Raw genomic sequence first — 18,380 nt, forward strand, 5'->3', positions numbered from 1 at the left:
GTTCTCGCCTGTCGGCTCGGTTGCTGTGTGCCGGTGGCACACGTCCAGCAACGACCGAGTTGACAAACGAGAACGGGTCAGAGCGGTTGCTGTGCCCCACTGGGGCACAGCAACCGAAGCGAAGCGGAGAAAGCTGTCAGCCGAAGGCTAACTGAGGGGTTCCGTGGTGGTGAGGTAGAAAATATAGGTTTCATGCGGTCCATCAGTGCCCTATAACCCCTCCGTCACGGCTTCGCCGCGCCACCTCCCCTTTCAGGGGTGAGCGCGTCCCGGTGGGACGCTGGTGCGAACCGACCGAGCCGATAGGCGAGAAAGGCAAGAAGTTTCTGCTGTTCGTTAGCCCTGCAAATTCTAATTTATCTCCCTGGCTGTGGTCGGCTCAGAAACCGGTTTCCCGTACCAAGCCGCTTCACGAGTGCCTGCGGCGGCTCGCCGCTTTATTTCGTGCCCGGGTAACGAAGAAAATAAAAATCGTTTCCCTCCATGGCGTCTGTTCTATGAAAGCCGTGCTTTTCATAGAAGCGGGCGGCCCGGTGGTTTTCCCGGTGGACGCCGCAGGCGATGGGGCGCACGCCGAATTCCCGGTAAATGAGGGAGATGGCTTCCTCCAACACCGCGCCGCCGATGCCCTGGCCGCGGAAAGACCGGTCCAGGACAAAGCCCATCAGGCGGTAAAAGGGAGTTTCCCGCATTTCCGCCGGATCTGTTTCCCAGGGCAGGGCTTCGCCCAGCAGGATCAGACCGATACAGCGGCCCTCATAGTTTACGGCATAGGTATGTCCGATACAGTGATGGGAAAGCCCGTATTGGGTCAGCTCCCAGATGGTATCGACGGTGTCTACAAAATCCTCGCTGATATCCTCCCGCTGAAGCTTTCGCGCGGCGGCCAGGTTCTTTTCGCTCAAAAGCTCCAGGGAAAGCTTGGAAGGCTTTCCCTTTTTTTGTTCCATCAGGATCCCTCCTTCGGAATCTCCGTGATCTTCAGCGCCGGGGCGGCAAGGTATTTATTGCAAAGGGGCAGCAGCGGGCCGGTGCCGAAGGCCATGATCAGGGTGCCAAGCCCGACCTTCGCGCCGCACAAAAATCCCACCGCCACGCAGAATACATCGCTGAGAATGCGCCACCAGCGGAAGGAGAGCTTCGTTTTATTGGGTACAAGAAAGGAAATACAGTCATAGGGCGCCATGCCCAGGTTGGAGGTAACGTAAAAGGAGCAGCCGATGATCTGCAGCGCCACGCCGCCTAAGGTAAACAGCAGCCGTGCCCACAGGGAAAGCTCACCGGCAGTGAAAAGCTTCTCCAGGATCGGGGTAAAAAAGTCGGCGGAGAAGCCTACGAGAAACATATTTCCCAGGGTGCCGAGCCCCAGCATGGAGCGGTCAAAAAACAGCACCAGTACCAGCAAAATTCCGTTGAATATCGCTTGCCACAGACCAAAGGAAAGGCCAAGCCGGGAAGAAATCCCCAGGTTGATGGTGGAAAAGGGGTCCGCGCCCATAGAGCCAATAAGAAACAGGCTGACCCCCAAGCCCATAACGATAACAGCCAGCAGCATGGCGATGATCCGCCTGGGCAGCCGCTGGCCGGCATACTTTCCCGTATATTTTCCAAAACGAAGCAAGCTCATAAAGGGGAGTTCCTTTCCCGGCGGATTACGCCGCGCAGAAAGCGCTCAGGCTTCAGAAGCGGCGGGAGAAAGGGGCGCTTTTGGAGAGGCCTCCTCCTCCTGCTCTCTTGCCACAGCCAGCATCAGCTTGATGCGGTTTTCCTGGTTGACTCTGGTAGCGCTGGGGTCGTAATCGATGGGAACGATATTGGCTTTGGGGTAAATGCCCTTTACCTTGCGGATCATGCCCTTGCCTACAATGTGGTTGGGCAGGCAGCCGAAGGGCTGGGTGCACACCACGTTGCCGTAGCCGCTTTCAATAAGCTCCATCACCTCCGCCGTAAGAAGCCAGCCCTCGCCCATTTTGCAGCCGTAGCCGATGACATTTCCGGCAAGCTCCTTCAAATGGCGGTAAGGGGCGGGAGGCGTGAATTGGGGGAACTTCTTCACCGCGGCGATCAGGTCTGTTTCAAATTTTGTGAAATACCATTTCAGCATGGTGCAAAGCTGCTTTTTCGCAGGGTTTCCGCCGTAAAGGGCAATGTCCTCCAGGCGGTTATCCACCTTGAAGATCATAAAGGACAAAATGCCCGGCACCATGGTTTCACAGCCCTGCTCAAACAGGAATTCCTCCAGGCTGTTATTGGCTAAGGGGGAATATTTTACATAGATCTCGCCCACCACGCCGACTTTCGTCTTCTTTACGTCCCGCAAAGGAAGATCCGCAAAGGACTGGGCGATGGTATCGAAATACTGGCGCACCTCCCGCTGGGTAAAGGCCTTTCCCTGCTCAAAGAGGCTGGTCAGGGTGGAGATCCAGTGCTCCACCAGGGCATCGCTTGCGCCTTCCGTCACCTCATAGGGCTTGGTCTGGTTTTTTAAGAGCATCAGCAGGTCGCCGTAGGTCAGGGCGGCAATGGCCCTGCGCAGCAGGGGAAGGGTGATCTGGAACCCGGAATTGCTTTCCAGCCCGGAAAGGTTCAGGGAGATCACAGGAATGTAGTCCAGCCCGTCCTTCTTCAGCGCCTTGCGAAGAAGATGAATGTAGTTGGAGGCCCGGCAGCCGCCGCCTGTTTGGGTCATGATCAGGGCCACCTTGTGCAGGTCGTATTTCCCGCTGTGCAGGGCGTGCATCATCTGTCCAATAGAGAGCAGGGCGGGGTAGCAGGTATCGTTGTGCACGTATTTTAAGCCCTCGTCCACGATCTCCCGGCCTGTGGTGCGCAGCAGATCCACGTGGTAGCCAAAACTTTGCAGCACGTTTTTTATGAGCTCAAAATGAAGCGGAGCCATGTTGGGAGTGATGATGGTGTAATCCTTCTTCATCTCCTTCGTAAACTCCACTCTGTTCTTTTCATCGGCCATGGGTATCACCTACTTAGTTTAGTTGTTAGCTGTAAGTTGTTAGTTGTTAGTTGTTAGAAAAAGGGCTTTGCTCTGTCTGGAAGCTAATCTCGAATTGAGTTATTAGTTGTAGAGAAAAGGCCCTGCCCTGTCTAACAACTAACGACTAATCTCTAACAACTAGAGCCCCAGAGCGGCGAACAGGCTGCGCAGGCGAATGCGCACCGCGCCCAGGTTTGTGATTTCGTCGATCTTGATCTGGGTGTAGATGCGCCCGCCCTCTTCCAGGATAGAGCGCACCTCGTCTCCGGTGATGGCGTCTACGCCGCAGCCGAAGGAGACCAGCTGCACCAGGTTAATTCGTTTTTCCTTGCTTTCCGCCACGTATTTGGCGGCGCAGTACAGCCGGGCGTGGTAGGTCCACTGGTTCAGCACGGTGGTGGGGAATTTCTCCACCCGGTCGCTGACGGAATCCTCCGTGACCACCACGGCCCCGCATTCGCAGATCAGCTTGTCGATGCCGTGGTTGATTTCCCCGTCCAGGTGATAGGGCCGCCCGGAAAGAATGATCACGGGAAGGTTCTTTTCCTCGGCAAGGGCCAAAAACTCCCGGCCCTTTTGGCGGATCCGCTCCATGTATGCCTCGTATTCCCCATAGGCCGCATCGGAAGCCGCTTTGACCTCCTGCTCCGGAATGGCAGGGAAATATTTTGCCAGGATCTTCTGCATTTTTCCGGGGAAATCTTTCCGTCGGTGCAGGCCCACATAGTCGTAAATAAATTTCGTTTCGCTCAGGGCCTCGATATTGGCGTCCAATACCTCGGGATAATAGGCCACCACAGGGCAGTTATAGTGGTTATCGCCCTTGTGCTCATCGAGATTATAGCTCATGCAGGGGTAAAAAATGGCGTCCGCCTTTCGCTCCAGCAGGGCCTCGATGTGGCCATGGATCAGCTTTGCCGGGTAGCATACCGTATCGGAGGGAATGGTATGCTGGCCCCGGAAATACAGCTCCCGGTCGGAATCCGGGGAATGGAACACCCCGAAGCCCAGCTTCGTAAAGAAAGTGTACCAGAAGGGGTACAGCTCAAACATGTTGAGCCCCATGGGGATCCCGATGGTCCCCCGCTTTCCCTCACAGGGAGCGTAAGAGTTCAGAAGCTGCCGCTTATAATCATACAGGTTATATTGTGTGGTCTCGCCGTGCTTCTGCAGGGGCTTGTCGCAGCGGTTTCCGGCAATGTACCGGGCGGAGCCGCCTTCCCCCGCGCCGAAGGTATTCACCGTCAGGCGGCAGTGGTTCTGGCAGCCGTTGCAGGTAACGGCCCTTACCTCGTGGGTAAAGGCGGCAAGACCCCGCTCGTCTAAAATCCCGCTTCTTTCTCCTGTTTCATGCTGCTTCGCGTATAAAGCAGCGCCGTAGGCCCCCATCAGACCGGACACGGAGGGACGGGTCACGTTTTTGCCGATCTCCTTTTCAAAGGCCCGCAGCACCGCGTCGTTTAAGAAGGTGCCGCCCTGCACCACAATGTGGTCGCCCAGGCTTTTGGCGTCTGTGACACGAATGACCTTATACAGGGCGTTTTTCACCACGCTCATGGAAAGGCCAGCGGAAATGTTCTCAATAGAGGCCCCGTCCTTCTGAGCCTGCTTTACGGAGGAATTCATAAACACCGTGCAGCGGGAGCCCAGGTCTACCGGGCTGTCGGCAAACAGGCCGCACTTTGCGAAATCGCTCATTTCATAGCCCAGGGCCCCGGCAAAGGTCTGCAAAAAGGATCCGCAGCCGGAGGAACAGGCCTCGTTTAAGAAAATGTTGTCGATGGCCCCGTTTTTGATCTTGAAGCACTTGATATCCTGGCCGCCGATATCGATGATGAAATCCACCTCCGGCTCGAATTTCCGGGCGGCGGTAAAGTGGGCGATGGTTTCCACCACGCCCAGATCCAGCCGAAAGGCGTTTTTGATGATCTCCTCGCCGTAGCCGGTGGAGGCCGCGCAGCGGATCACAATGCCCGGGAATTTCTGGTACAGGGCCAGAAGAAATTCCTTCACCAGCGGCACGGGGTTTCCGGAATTCGGCAGGTACCGGGAGAAAATGATCTCCTCATTTTCGTTGATGGCGGTGGCCTTTAAGGTGGTGGAGCCAGCATCGATGCCCACATAGGCGATATTTCCGGGAAGCAGGGGGGCGTCGGTGGGAATGGTGTCCCGTTGGTGCCGGGCGGTAAATTCCTCGTACTCCGCTTCATTCCGGAACAGGGCCTCGCTGCTTTGGTAGTGGTGGCTGGAGCTGTAGTTTTTGATCCGTTCCGTAAGCTCCGGAAGGGAAAATTCCCGACTGGTCTCGCTCATGGCGGCGCCCGCCGCCACATAGTACAGGGAATTTTCCGGGCAGACGCCGCTTACGCCCAGAATGCGGTCAAAGGCCGCGCGAAGCTCCGAAAGAAAGGTCAGCGGGCCGCCGAGATAGACCACTTTTCCCTTGATCTCCCTACCTTGGGCAAGGCCGGCCACCGTCTGGTTGACCACGGCGTTCAGAATGCTTAGGGCGATGTCATTTTTCTGGGCCCCCTGATTCAGCAGGGCCTGAATGTCGGATTTCGCGAACACGCCGCAGCGGGAAGCGATGCTGTAGGTGCGCTCGCTGGTTTTCGCGATCTCATTGAGCTCGTCCGGGGCAATGTTCAAAAGGGTAGCCATCTGGTCGATGAAGGCCCCGGTGCCGCCGGCGCAGGAGCCGTTCATGCGCACCTCCATAGAGCCGGAAAGGAACAGGATCTTCGCGTCCTCGCCTCCCAGCTCGATCACCACGTCCGCCTCCGGCAAATAGGCCTTTACGGCGGTGCGGGTGGCGTAAACCTCCTGCACGAAGGGAATGTCCAGATCCTCCGCCAGCCCCATACCGGCGGAGCCGGAAACGCACAGCCTGGCGGAAGAGGCCTCCGGAAACTGCTCCCGGATTCGGGAAAGCATACCCGAAGCCTTTTCCGCGATCTGGGAAAAATGGCGCTCGTATTCCCGGAATACCGGCGTGCCGGCTTCATCGAACACAACGCATTTTAATGTGGTAGAGCCTACGTCCATACCGATTTTCATGGTTTTGCATCACTGCCTTCTTTAACGGTAAGAGAGCTTCGGCGGCGCTCCTTTTACAAAGCGGCGCCGGTTCAAAAAAACAAAATAAGAAAAAGAAAAAATTTTTGCTTACTGCCTGAATTTTTCGGAACATAGAGAATCATAGCATTTTTTGACGGGAAAATCAACCTGTCCGCCCATAACAATAAATGGCGCTTCGGGAAATTTGTCCTAAAAAGCTTATGCAAAAGGAAGCCTTTCGATGTTAGAAAAGAGGGGGGAAGAAGATTGCTTTTCGGCGGGAGACTGTGTTATAGTGGATAGCGAAAAAAGCAGGCCTTTGACGGAAAGGAGCGCTTGCTGTGAAAACAGTAGAGTATGAGCGGCCGGTGTACTATTACGAAACAGACCGAATGGACTGTGTGCATCATTCCAACTATATCCGCTGGTTTGAGGAGGCCCGCGTTCACCTGATGCGGGTCTGCGGCATGAGCCTGGAGGGCTTGGAAGCGAAAGGGATCGTCAGCCCGGTACTGCACGCGGAGGCGGAGTACAAGTCCATGACCCGCTTTGGAGAAACGGTGCGGGTGGAAACGGGGATAGAAAGCTATACAGGTACCCGGATCGCCTTTTTCTATACCGTGCGGGACAAAGAGACCGGGGCGCTGCGGTGCCGGGGAAAAACCTCTCACTGCTTTTTGAGCGCCGCCGGGCGGCCGGTGTCTCTGAAAAAAGCAGATCCCGGTTACGACCTGGCGGTGCGCAGGGTCTGCGGCATGGAGAAAGGAGAAAAGGAATGAGCGGGAAAAAAGGTTCTGTATGCAAAAGGGTTTTTCCCATGGAGGAAACGGCGGCGTACCGGTATGTGGTGATCTTTTCCCGCTGCCGGGGAAAGCTTCTTTTGAGCCGCCATAAAAACCGTGTTACCTGGGAGACCCAGGGAGGCCATATCGAGCCGGGGGACACGCCGGAGCAGGCGGCCCGCAGAGAGCTGTGGGAGGAATCTGGCGCGTCGGAATTTACCCTGGAGCCGGTTTGCGGCTATTATGCCGAGGACGAAGTTTCCGGCGCCGCCGGCGCGGTGTTTTTCGCGGAGATCACAGAACTTGCCGCGCTGCCGGAAAGCGAAATGAAGGAAGTAAACCTTTTCGAGTCCCTGCCGGAGGACCTGACCTACCCAGGGATCACCCCCGTGCTGTTTGAGCGGGTGAAGGAAAAATTCCGCTGAGCGATGGAAACGGGAAAGAAACCGTGGAGTCCGAGGGTAAAATAGCAGAGAGCGCGCTACAGAATGCCACAGAAACTGCTCGATAGCAGGAAGGGCGGCGCGCCCAAGTATAATGAGCAATGGAGGGCAGGAGCAGCTAAATTGGAATTTGCAGCGTACCGCTGCACCCACTCGTGAAGCTGTTTGGTGCGGGAAATCGGTTTCTGACCCGACCAAAAGTGATTCGCTTATTTTCCTCCTGTCATTCTGAACGAAGTGAAGAATCTCGCCCTTTTCCCTTCTATTCAGGAAATGAAGGACGAGATTCTTCGTTCCTCAGAATGACAAAAGTGAGAACTCGCCCCTCTCTAACGACTAACAACTAATAGCTAACGACTAGTTCGCTAAACTACAATTTGCCGATTTACTTCCGGTCGGGTCGGAAACCAAACTCCCGCACCAAGCAGGGACACGAGCGGCCGCGGCGCCTCGCCGCTAAACTATAATTTACCGCCTTACTGTTTATTGTTTTGCCCCTGCCCTTCCTTGCTCATTTTTCATTGTCTATGGTCGGTGCCGTCACCTCCAGAATCACGTATCTGCAATAAAACAGCTGCTGCAAAATTTATTCTTTTGCAGCAGCTGCTTTTTGTAAAGCCAGGTTTTTTTCAAACAAGCCCTAAGCAAGGCCTTTCTTTTTGTGAACAGCCTGTAAATTTTTCGTAGAAGCAGGTTGACGGCGGGAAAAAGCCGATTAAAATAAGAGGCAGCGGCCTCTTGCGGGTCGGTTCTATCGGGAAAAGAAGATGCCAGAAACGGTATAGAAGGAGGAAAGGCAGTATGAAACAGATGATAAAGGCTCTAAAGCCCTGTGCGGCATTGGCGTTTTTCTGCCTTGTCCTGTTTTTTGCGCAGGCCCTGTGCGGTTTGGCCCTTCCCGCCCTGATGGGCGGCCTGGTGAACCGGGGCGTTCAGCAGGGAGGCCTTGAGCCGGGCGCGCCAGAGGCCATGAGCTTACAGGGAAAAACGCTTTTGCAAAGCTTTTTGACAGAGGAGCAGCAGCGGCTGCTGGAGGAGCTCTACCTTACCGTTGAGTCGGAAAGCAGCGAGGCCCAGCGCCTGTCGGAGAAATATCCCTACGCTCAGGAGGGAACCATCAGCGTGCTGCGGGAGGGGCTGGAGGAAGCCCGGGTCCAGGAAGCAGGCGAGCTTTATGAAAAGGCGGTCTATGCCCTGCTGCTGTATTTGCGGCAGACAGAGCAGACCGGCGAGCTGAACACCATTTCTCAGGGCCTTGCCGCGGCCCGGGAGGAAAAAAAGGAGATCGGGAAATTCGGCGATAACCTGAGAGATCTGGAAGGAAAGGAAGGCTCTCTGCCGAACGGCGTGCTTACCAGCATGCCGGAGGGCGCGCTGTTTCAGCTTCCGGAGGAAAGCTCTTTTGCGGAAGCGGAAAGCTCCTCTGAAGCGGAGGCGGAAACCATGCTGGGCTCTCAGGAAAAGGCCTTCGGCGAGGAAAACGCAAATAACGGCGAAAAGGCTGGCTCCGGGAAAGAGAATGCAGAAAAGCAGAGCTTTGTTTTTTCCGAAGTAGGCTTTTCCAAACTGGATATCGAGCAGCTTTACGCGCTTTTGCCGCTGCTGGACCGGGCCCCCAGGGAGAGTATGGAAACGGTCATTTCCGCCGCGGAGGAAGCGCCGCGGGCTTTGAAGGAGCGGGTGGGAGTTTCTTTCAAGAGTTTGCTGTATCAGGAGCTCCGCATGGATACGGAGGCCATTCGCTCCGGTTATCTTTGGGGCCGGGGACTTCTTTTGCTGGGGCTCTTCCTTTTGGAAACAGCCCTGGCGGTTTTGGCCGGTCTCTTGTCCTTCCGGGCGGCGGATCAGACCGCCGGCGGGCGGAAAAGCTGGGCGCTTTCCGCCCTGGGCCTCCCCGCCGCGGGCTGCGCCCTTCCCACCTTTGCGGGGGCGCTGATCCTTGCCGTGAAATGGGGGACCGCCGTGCGGTGGGGGATCGTTGCGGGCTTTGCCGCCGTGCTTGCCGTGCTTGTATGGGCGCTGCTGAAAGCGGCGCTGCCCCGGTTCTTGGTGCTGCAACAAGCAAAAGAAAAAGGAAAACAGGTGAGTGAAAGAGTATTTTCCCGGCTGCTTCGGAAATGCCCGGAAAATGGCGAAGCTGCAGGAGAAGGTGAAAAGAAAGCTTTGCCGCTTCTCCGGGTCGGAGCTTCTCTGTCAATGCCTGCCCTGATGCTTTTGATGAATCTTATCTGTTTGATTTTTGTGGGCGCGGAGGGGGAAGGCCTTGCGGCCGCCGCCCGGCGCGCCGGAGACAGAATGGCCTTCGTACAGTATGTGGTGCTGCTGGTGCTGTCCGCTCTGTGGATCGCCGCGTTCCTTGCGCTGTCAGCGCGGGGAAAAGAGCCGCGCCGGCAGGTTTGGGGCCTCTTGGGAAAAAATACGGAACCCCCGGAGGCAGAGGAATTTTCTGCCAAAAAGGGGGAAGGATAATCTGAAAGGGACGATACTCCGGTCATTGTGGGAAAAGGGAGATGAGAAAAGCATGAAAACCGTAGTTGTGGTAAATCCCCACGCGGGGCGTCAAAATATTCTGCGGGAGATCGAGGAAGTGCGGAAGATCCTGAAGGAAAGCGGCAGGGAGGTTTTCACCGTTAAAACGGAAAGCGCCCGGCAGGCCGAGGCGGTGATCCGGTCTTCTTTGGAGGAGAAGCCGGAAACCCTGATCTGCTGCGGGGGAGACGGTACCCTGAGCGAAATGGTGGCGGAGGTCTTAAAAGCTGGCGCTTCTGTTCCCATCGGCTATATTCCGGCGGGCTCCACCAATGATTTTGCCAGTTCCCTGGGGCTTTCCAAGGAGCCGGGAAAGGCGGCCCGGCAGATTGTGGAGGGCTGTCCGAAGCCCCTGGACGCCGGGCGCTTTGGGGAAAGATATTTTATCTACGTGGCGTCCTTCGGCGCATTTACCCAGTCTTCCTACTCTACCACCCAGAGCCTGAAAAATTCCCTGGGGCATCTGGCCTATATTCTGGAAGGGATCAAGGAGCTGCCTACCCTGAAATCCTATCAGGTCAAGGTGGAAACGGCGGAGGGCGAGGTGTATGAGGGAGATTACGTTTTCGGCGCTCTCAGCAATTCCACCTCCTTTGGCGGTATTGTAAAGCTGGATTCCGGCAAGGTGGACCTGTCGGACGGAAAGCTGGAGCTGACGCTGGTAAAAATGCCCCGGAACCTTTTGGAACTGAACCGGGTGATCTTCTCCCTGATGAGCGGAAAGTACGATGAGGAAATGATCACCTTTGTGCATACGGCGGGTGCGAAATTCACTTGTGCCGAGCCCATGCCCTGGTCTCTGGACGGAGAATACGCCTCCGGCGGAGAGCAGGTAGAGGCCGCGGTTCTGCCCCAGGCGCTGCAAATGTACTATTAAGAGTCAGAGCGGCGGGTACAAAGAGAAATTTAGGATAAGAGTAAATAATAAAGTGAAATGCGATAAAGTATAGTTCAGCGGCGAGGCGCCGCGGCCGCTTGTGTCCCTGCTTGGTGCGGGAGTTTGGTTTCCGACCCGACCAGAAGTAAATCGGCAAATTGTAGTTTAACGTCCTTAGGCTCCACTTATTTATAAGGGGAGCTGTCACGGCGAAGCCGCGACTGAGGGGATTAAAACTGGCGGTTTTATCCCACTTTCTGTGTGTGACTATCCCCTCCACCACCTAACGGTGGTCCCCCTCCCCTTGCAAGCAAGGGGAGGCTTTTCTCGTCACTAAATTCCAATTTATCAGCTTACCTGCAATCGGGTCAGAAGCGCCTTTCCGGCAGTACGCCAGAAACCTGTGGAAAAAGGAAGCTCGGCAAAAGTGCCGGGCTTCCTTTTTCCGTCCAGACTCGAGCGCTTTTTTCACAGAATGTTCATCTCTTTTTCTTGATTTTGCCATAGAGAGCGGGTAAAATGAAAATAATGCTGGAACTCTGCGAATAAGCTCTTTCATAAGGGTCCCGCAGGGATGAATTTTCTTCCAAAAATAAGGAAAAAGAAAAGGGGCGGAAAAATGGCTTCCGAAAAAATATTGATCGTGGACGATGATACCAATATTTGCGAGCTGCTTCGGCTGTATATTGAAAAAGAGGGTTTTACGGCGTTTCTTGCCAACGATGGGGAAGCGGCGCTGAAAATGTTTGACGCGGCGGAGCCGGACCTGGTGCTGCTGGATATTATGCTGCCCGGCCTGGACGGCTGGCAGGTATGCAGGGAGATCCGCAAAAAATCCGCCTGTCCGATCATTATGCTCACCGCCAAGGGCGAGGTGTTCGACCGGGTGCTGGGATTGGATCTGGGCGCGGACGACTATGTGGTAAAGCCCTTTGAAACCAAGGAAGTGATCGCCCGGATCAAGGCAGTGCTGCGCCGCAGTACCCAGAACGGAGACAAGCAAAGCGGAAATAAGGCGGTTTCCTACGAAAATTTATCCATCAATTTGACAAACTATGAATTGAAGGTAAAGGGCGTACAGATAGATACGCCGCCCAAGGAGATGGAGCTGATCTACCACCTGGCCTCCAATCCCAACCGGGTATTTACCAGAGACCAGCTGCTAGACGAGGTGTGGGGCTTTGATTACTACGGGGACAGCCGCACCGTAGACGTGCACGTAAAGCGCCTGCGGGAAAAGCTGGAGGGCGTTTCCGACCAGTGGGCGCTGAAAACCGTGTGGGGCGTGGGCTACAAATTTGAAGTAAAGGAATAAGCTGCTTTCTGCGAGGCAGGTTTCCGGGAAAGGATCTTCGGCAAAATGCAGAAAAGCATTTTTAAGCGATATCTCAGCATTACCATGATCATTGTGATCCTCAGCTTTACCATGCTGGGAAGCATGATGATGCTATTTTTTTCCCAATACTGGAGAAATGAAAAGAAGGAGCTTCTCACCCAAAACGCGTCGTCCATTGCGGGTCTGGCGGAAGGATACCTGGTGCAGGAGGAAAAAAACCAGTACCGGCTGCCAGCGGAAGTGCTGCAGGGCTTTATTTCCAGCTTCTCCACCAGTATCGACGCCGATATTTTTATCACGGATCTGAAGGGAAATATCCTGGCGGGAAATTATCCCAACAGCAAACTGCAAAGCCCTGTACAGGTGCCGGAGCAGGCAGTGGCGCTGGCGGCGAAGGGAATGTACGAGGGGAAAAACAATTTAGACGGCTTTTATAAAAGCAGCTATTATATCATCGGCGTACCCATGTACGCCAGGACGGATAATACCTGTGTTGGCGCGGTGTTTGCCGCCACCAGTGTGGTCACGGTAAACAGCTTTCGGGACGAGTGGTTCCGCATTTTCCTGGTGGCGGCGGCAGTGGCTCTGGCGGTGGCCTTCTGTGTGATCGGAATGTTCGCTTACCGGCTGGTAAAGCCCTTGCGGCAGATGTCGGCGGCGGCCAGAAGCTTCGGTGCGGGAGATTTTTCCGTGCGGGTGCCGGTCACCAGCGAGGACGAGCTGGGCCAGCTGGCGGTTTCCTTCAACAATATGGCCAATTCCCTTTCCATTTCCGAGGGGACCCGCCGCAGCTTTATCGCCAACGTATCTCACGAGCTGAAAACGCCTATGACCACCATTGCCGGGTTTATCGACGGCATTTTAGACGGCACGATCTCCCGGGAGGAACAGGAAAAGTATTTGCAGGTGGTGTCAAGCGAGGTAAAAAGGCTTTCCCGGTTGGTGAGATCCATGCTGGACCTTTCCCGCATCGACAACGGGGAAATGAAGCTGAAGCCTGTCAGCTTCAATATCACCCGGATCCTTGTGGATACGCTGCTGACCTTTGAGCAGCGCATCGACGAGAAGCAGATCGAGGTGCGGGGGCTGGAAAACGCCAGGGCCCAAACGGTGTACGGCGACCAGGACCTGATCCACCAGGTGGTCTATAATCTGATCGAAAACGCAGTAAAATTTACGGAGCAGGGCGGCTATATCGCCGTGCAGATCACAGATGGGATCGACCGCACCAGCGTGGTGATAGAAAACAGCGGACAGGGGATTGCCGCTGAGGAGCTGCCCCGGATCTTCGAGCGGTTTTACAAGACGGACCGTTCCCGAAGCCAGGATAAAAACGGCATGGGCTTGGGACTCTATATCGTGAAGACGATCCTGAAGCTGCACAGCGGAGATATCGGCGTAAGCTCTGTGGCGGGGCAGAATTGCCGCTTTGAATTTTACCTTCCCAAGCCCCCGGAGCCGCCTAAGTTGAAGGAGGGGCTTCCCCTGAAGCTGAAGGAGCTAAAGCCCCGGGAGACGAAGGGAAAAGAGGGGCGGCAGAAGGAACAAAAGGAGCACGGGAAAACAGGGAAATAAGGCCTTGTTGTTTGCTATAGAAAGTAAAACCTTAAATTAAGAAAGGGAAGAGAAAGATGATAGACGAGCAGATCCATAAGCTCCCCACAGAGGGAGAACCGCCGGCCGAAGAGCCGGTTTCCGGACAGGAAAATGCGGCCATAGAAAATCCCGCTGCCGAAAACGCGGCTGCCGTGGAAAGTACTCCCGCACCGCGGGAGCAGGCTCCTGTTTCCGTGGAGGCTGTACGGGAAGACGGCTTCAGCGTAGGCCCGGCAGAGCCGGTGCGGGAGGCGGCGGAGGCCCCTGTTCCCAGCGTGGAACAGCCGGTGGAAGCAAGAGAACTTCCGTCGCGGGAGCCTCAGTACGATCCGGCAGAAAGCGGGGCTGCTTCCCTGTCAGGCGAAAACGCGCCTGTGGGAGCGGCCAGGTCTGTTGTCCAGCCTGAAACGGCGGTCCCGCCCCAGGGGGCGCGGCCCATGGAGGGCGCGGCACCCTATCTTCCGCAGCCTGGTGTGTATGGCTATGCGCCGCCTTATCAGCAGCCTCCCCAGGCTCCCTATGGGTATGCTCCTCAGCCTCCGGCCGCCTATCCGGGCGCGGCCCCTTATGGCGGTACCCCCCAGCCCTATGCGCCGGGCTTCCAGCCTCAGCAGCAGGCTGTACAAGTACAGCCTGCGTATTACGGCTATGCCCAGCAGCCGGTTTATTCTCCTTATGGAGCAGAGCCGCCCCGCCCGCCGAAGAAGAAGCTTTCCACAGGGCTGAAGGTTTTCATCTGGATCGCCTCTATTTTAGCTGCCGCAGCGATTCTGGGGCTTTTTGGATACTTGGCCTGGCATGCGGCAACGGCGGAAAAAAGCTTCCCCTACGGAAATACCCCCGGCTTCCAAATGCCGCTGCCCCAGCAGCCTGGCGATGGCGAAGAGGACGATATTCCCGATTTTGACGACGGCGTGATCCCGCCGGACAGCAAAGAGGAAAGCCCCGGCGAGCCGGATGTGGATATCACTCCCAACACCGAGGGGATCACCATTCACAAAAAGCCCCAGGGGCAGGAGCTGACCAGCCAGGAGGTCTATAAAAAGGTGGTAAAATCCACAGTGACGGTGGCCGTTACTCTAACGCGAAACGGCCAGGAGCAGAACAGCACCGGCACCGGCATCATCGCCACCTCCGACGGCTATATCATCACCAATTCCCACGTGGTGCTCAACACCAAGAGCAGCGTGGTGAAGATCATCACCTCCGGCGGCGAGGAATACGAGGCCGTGGTGGTGGGCGTGGACCGTACCACCGACCTGGCGATCCTGAAAACCAACGACCACAACTTTACTCCGGCGGAATTCGGGGATGCGGGGGAATTGGAGATCGGCGATTCCGTAGTGGCTATCGGCAACCCCGGCGGCGAAAAGTTCTCCGGCTCCATGACCGGCGGCTATGTGTCCGGCCTGGATCGGGAAGTAGGCCGCTACAGTGAAAACGGCATGACCTATATCCAGACGGACGCGGCCATCAACCCTGGCAATTCCGGCGGCCCGCTGGTGAATATGTACGGCCAGGTCATCGGGATCAATTCCTCCAAGATCATTACCGACGGCTATGAGGGAATGGGCTTTGCCATTCCTGTCAGCAAGGCCCAATCCATTATCAACGAGCTGCTTTCCGGCGGCTATGTAAAGGGACGCACCCGCTTGGGGATCACCGGTATGGAGGTCTCAGACGCCATGGTGGCCCTTTACCAAATGCCCCAGGGCTTTATGATCTCTGAGATCGGGGAGGAAAGCGCCTTTACCGGCACAGAGGCCAGAGAGGGCGATATCATCACCGCCATTGACGGCGAGACCGTCACAAGCCTTTCGGATATTTCCAACCTGCTTTTGAAGTACGCTCCCGGCGATACGGCGGAGATCACGCTGTACCGGCAAAACGGCACTGAGCTGAAGGTAACGGTCACCCTGTTGGAGGATAAAGGCGAAACACAAAAATAAAGAAGCTATAAGAAAGTGAACACCCGCTGAGAAGCAGTTGCTTTTCAGTGGGTGTTTTGTTATAATTGGTTCGCTTAAAAAGGGAATTTCCCAAGGAAACAAGAGGGCAAAGGAGAGAAAAAGATGAAACCGAAACCCAAGAAAAGAAAGCTCCTCTTAATTGCATTATCCATCGTGGTTGTACTGATCGTTGCCGGTGGTTGGGCATTATCTGTCATGATATATGGAGAAAATTTCGACCAGCGGTTTGAAAGCTATGAGCCGCTTATGCTGCACGTCAATGATTTTGACGGGCTGCGGCGCGAGAAATACGAATTTACTTCCGACAAGGGACAAAATTTAACGGGATATCTGTATCGTTCGGAAGGAGAGCAGCACGGCATCATTGTCATGGCGCATGGCTTTGGAGGCGGCGGGCACAATTCCTACATGGACTGCGCGAATTATTTTGCCCGGCACGGATACTGTGTTTTCGCCTATGACGCCACGGGAAATGATGAAAGCGAAGGAAAGGGCGTGGGGGGCTTCCCCCAGGGCGTGATCGACTTGGACCATGCGATCACCTTTGTGGAAAAAAGCGGGAATTTCCCCGATCTGCCAATTTTTTTATTCGGACACAGCTGGGGCGGGTACAGCGTTTGCAGCGTGCTGACCTATCACCCCGAGGTAAAGGCGGTGATCGCCTGTTCGGGGGTGAACTCTTCGGCAGAGATGTTTGAGGCGGAAGGAAAAAGGCAGGCGGGGGCAGGTATTTATTTGATGATGCCTTTTGTCAGGCTGTATGAGCAGATGAAGTTCGGCAGCTACGCTTCCAACACGGCCATGGACGGCTTTGCAAGCAGTGACGCGGCTGTTATGATCCTGCACAGCGCCGACGACGAGGTCGTTCCGATCGAATACGGCTACGACATTTACTATAAAAAGTACCAAAATGATCCCAGATTTACCTTTGTTCGTTTCGAGGATCAGGGCCATGAGTACTTCAATGACAAAGCATACAAAAATGAGTTTAACGCAGAATTTGACAAATGGCTCAAGACCCTGGCATATGATCCTCAAGCTCCCGAAAACAGGGAACGGTTTGCGGCGGATAAAGCGGATTATATCCACAGAAATTTGGACAGGGAAAAATGGTGCGGCTCATTGGACGAAAAGCTGTTTGCGGATTTCGTAAGTTTCTATGATGAAAATGAGCGGTGACCGGATCTCAGTTTTTTGCGGTTGCTGTAAAATGCTTTTTCTGATTATAGATGCTGGACGGTGGCGCAGGTATAAAGGAACAATTAGGAAAAAGCAAGGGCAAGACAAACCGTTGCGGTTTGTCTTGCCCTTGCTTTTTTTAGAAGGAACTATTCTTCAAAGTAAGTTTTTCCTATGCAGGCATGGAGGGAATCTTTTGGAAAACTTTTTTGCTTCCCCGAAAAGGCTCAATCCAGCAGGCTCATCTGGCCGGGGATCTGCGCGTCTGAGGGCTCGGCGGCTTTTTCCGGCTTTGCTTCCGCCTTGGAGGAGGAAGCGGCGGCCTTTAGGGGCTTTTCAGGTTTGTGCTCCTGCTTTGGGGGCTCCGCTTTTTCCTGAACGGGCGGCTCTGGCTTTACGGGCTTAGGAGCTTCTTTCGGGGGAGAAGGCGGTTCGGAGGTCTCCGGTTTCCGGGGCTTCACCTGGGGCTCGGAAACAGAAGAACCGCTGCTTTTTTCTGAAGAGGTCTGCTTTTCCGCCGGACGCTGGGCAGACTGCCGGAGCCTGGAGGCCATTTGCGGCTTCGGGGCAGGGGCGGGCGCATCCTCCGGCAGAGAAAATTCCTCCGTGTACATAGAGGCCTGCACGGGAACAATGGGGGCATTCGGGCCGGTTTTGGGGTGGGTGGCGGAGACAGGGTAAGCAAGCGGAGCGGAAGAAACCCGGGGAGAGTTCCGGTGAACAGAAGAAGGAAGAGGCTCTTCTTCCGAAGAAATGGGGAGAGGAAGATGCTGAGAGGCCCCCTGAGAGGAAGAAGGCTGCCTGAGAGAATGCTCCTGTGAGCGGTAAACAGGTTCTTTTGGACGAGGAGAGCCCTCCCCAGAATGCGGCGTGGAAGGAGCATGATTTGGAGAGGTCACAAGCTCCGGCATTCTACTGGGAATTCTTTCAGCAGAATGGTGACGGTTTTCCGCAGCCTCAATTTCACGGAAAATAGCTTCTTTCTCGTCCCGCCGGCGTTTTCGCAGAAAACGCGCCAATAAAATGATCAGACCGGTTACGCCCAGCACCGCGCAGGCAAGGCCGCCGTAAAACAGAGCGATCGCCAAAGAATTATTTTTTGTGTTGAGCTGCGCGAAGGTCACATAATTGGTACCGTCGTCCGGGGCTTCCGGAGAAGAAACCAGAGGCCCATCTGGCTTCGGGGTAATGCTGGGTCGCTGCACCACAGGCTGTTCCGAGGGAACGGGCCGGTTAGAGGGGTGAGGCGTGGGGGCGGGCGTAACCGCCGTGCCACCCCCGTTTGGCCTTCTGGAGGGCGATGGAGTGGGATCATCGGGAACATAAGGCGGATCGTCCGGATCCTCGGAAGGAGTGGGATCGACCACCGGTGTAGGTTCAGGGGTGGGCACAGGTGTGGGCGTGGGGGTAGGAACCGGCGTAGGTGTGGGAGTCGGTTCCGGCGTTGGGGTGGGCGGCGCGGGATTGGTAGGAAATACAATGGCCCCATTATCTCCATTTTCCGTATAGGAAACAAGCCCGCCCTCCTCTGTGGCGAGGGCGGGAACGCTCAGGATAGAAGCCGCAAACAGCAGCGAGCCAAGCAGCACTGCAAAGCGGCGCCGTTTGGGGGCCATGAA

Annotated in this window: 13 protein-coding genes; 8 read left to right on the forward strand and 5 right to left on the reverse strand. The window is 55.5% G+C overall.

All coding sequences use genetic code 11. The features are described 5' to 3' along the window. Positions 1 to 437: 437 nt before the first annotated feature. The 4 genes from U8T64_RS12115 to U8T64_RS12130 all read right to left on the reverse strand — a co-directional run bounded on the left by U8T64_RS12115 (position 438) and on the right by U8T64_RS12130 (position 6,049). Positions 438 to 950: a GNAT family N-acetyltransferase gene (locus U8T64_RS12115; protein WP_322183818.1), complete on the reverse strand. Its 513-nt coding sequence runs from the start codon at positions 948 to 950 to the stop codon at positions 438 to 440. Next, positions 950 to 1,627: a YczE/YyaS/YitT family protein gene (locus U8T64_RS12120; protein WP_322183820.1), complete on the reverse strand. Its 678-nt coding sequence runs from the start codon at positions 1,625 to 1,627 to the stop codon at positions 950 to 952. Before U8T64_RS12120 ends, U8T64_RS12115 begins: the two co-directional genes overlap by 1 nt. A 45-nt stretch (positions 1,628 to 1,672) precedes the next feature. Beyond that, positions 1,673 to 2,971 carry a 2-hydroxyacyl-CoA dehydratase gene (locus U8T64_RS12125; RefSeq protein WP_322183822.1) on the reverse strand — a complete coding sequence of 433 codons (1,299 nt, stop codon included), beginning with the start codon at positions 2,969 to 2,971 and terminating at the stop codon, positions 1,673 to 1,675. 159 nt (positions 2,972 to 3,130) lie between these two features. Further along, positions 3,131 to 6,049 (reverse strand): acyl-CoA dehydratase activase-related protein, encoded by a 2,919-nt coding sequence (locus tag U8T64_RS12130; protein ID WP_322183824.1) that lies wholly within the window; start codon positions 6,047 to 6,049, stop codon positions 3,131 to 3,133. A 341-nt stretch (positions 6,050 to 6,390) separates the two neighbouring features. On the opposite strand from U8T64_RS12130, the gene U8T64_RS12135 reads away from it, so the two are divergent. From U8T64_RS12135 to U8T64_RS12170, 8 genes are all read left to right on the forward strand, one after another. Beyond that, positions 6,391 to 6,828 carry an acyl-CoA thioesterase gene (locus tag U8T64_RS12135; RefSeq protein WP_322183826.1) on the forward strand — a complete coding sequence of 146 codons (438 nt, stop codon included), beginning with the start codon at positions 6,391 to 6,393 and terminating at the stop codon, positions 6,826 to 6,828. After that, the gene (locus U8T64_RS12140) at positions 6,825 to 7,256 is read left to right on the forward strand and encodes an NUDIX hydrolase (RefSeq protein ID WP_322183828.1); all 432 of its coding nucleotides are present in this window, start codon (positions 6,825 to 6,827) and stop codon (positions 7,254 to 7,256) included. The genes U8T64_RS12135 and U8T64_RS12140 overlap by 4 nt, the downstream gene beginning before the upstream one ends. An 819-nt stretch (positions 7,257 to 8,075) precedes the next feature. Next, complete coding sequence (locus U8T64_RS12145) at positions 8,076 to 9,743, forward strand: 6TM ABC transporter family protein (protein WP_322183830.1); 1,668 nt, start codon at positions 8,076 to 8,078, stop codon at positions 9,741 to 9,743. A 52-nt stretch (positions 9,744 to 9,795) separates the two neighbouring features. Then, complete coding sequence (locus U8T64_RS12150) at positions 9,796 to 10,680, forward strand: diacylglycerol/lipid kinase family protein (RefSeq protein WP_322183832.1); 885 nt, start codon at positions 9,796 to 9,798, stop codon at positions 10,678 to 10,680. Between the two features lie 619 nt (positions 10,681 to 11,299). Beyond that, positions 11,300 to 11,995 carry a response regulator transcription factor gene (locus U8T64_RS12155; protein WP_322183834.1) on the forward strand — a complete coding sequence of 232 codons (696 nt, stop codon included), beginning with the start codon at positions 11,300 to 11,302 and terminating at the stop codon, positions 11,993 to 11,995. Positions 11,996 to 12,040: 45 nt separating this feature from the next. Continuing rightward, a complete protein-coding gene (locus tag U8T64_RS12160) occupies positions 12,041 to 13,591 on the forward strand; it encodes a HAMP domain-containing sensor histidine kinase (protein ID WP_322183835.1) in 1,551 nt (516 codons plus the stop codon). 56 nt (positions 13,592 to 13,647) lie between these two features. Next, complete coding sequence (locus U8T64_RS12165; RefSeq protein WP_322183837.1) at positions 13,648 to 15,561, forward strand: S1C family serine protease; 1,914 nt, start codon at positions 13,648 to 13,650, stop codon at positions 15,559 to 15,561. A 123-nt stretch (positions 15,562 to 15,684) separates the two neighbouring features. Then, positions 15,685 to 16,761, forward strand: a complete 1,077-nt coding sequence (locus U8T64_RS12170; protein WP_322183839.1) for an alpha/beta hydrolase family protein — start codon at positions 15,685 to 15,687, stop codon at positions 16,759 to 16,761. A 227-nt stretch (positions 16,762 to 16,988) separates the two neighbouring features. Here the strand turns inward: U8T64_RS12170 and U8T64_RS12175 are convergent, their stop codons facing one another. Then, the gene (locus U8T64_RS12175) at positions 16,989 to 18,377 is read right to left on the reverse strand and encodes a hypothetical protein (protein WP_322183841.1); all 1,389 of its coding nucleotides are present in this window, start codon (positions 18,375 to 18,377) and stop codon (positions 16,989 to 16,991) included. Positions 18,378 to 18,380 lie beyond the last annotated feature (3 nt).

The sequence above is a fragment of the Neglectibacter caecimuris genome (assembly GCF_034335015.1).
Lineage (GTDB): Bacteria > Bacillota > Clostridia > Oscillospirales > Acutalibacteraceae > Acutalibacter > Acutalibacter caecimuris_A.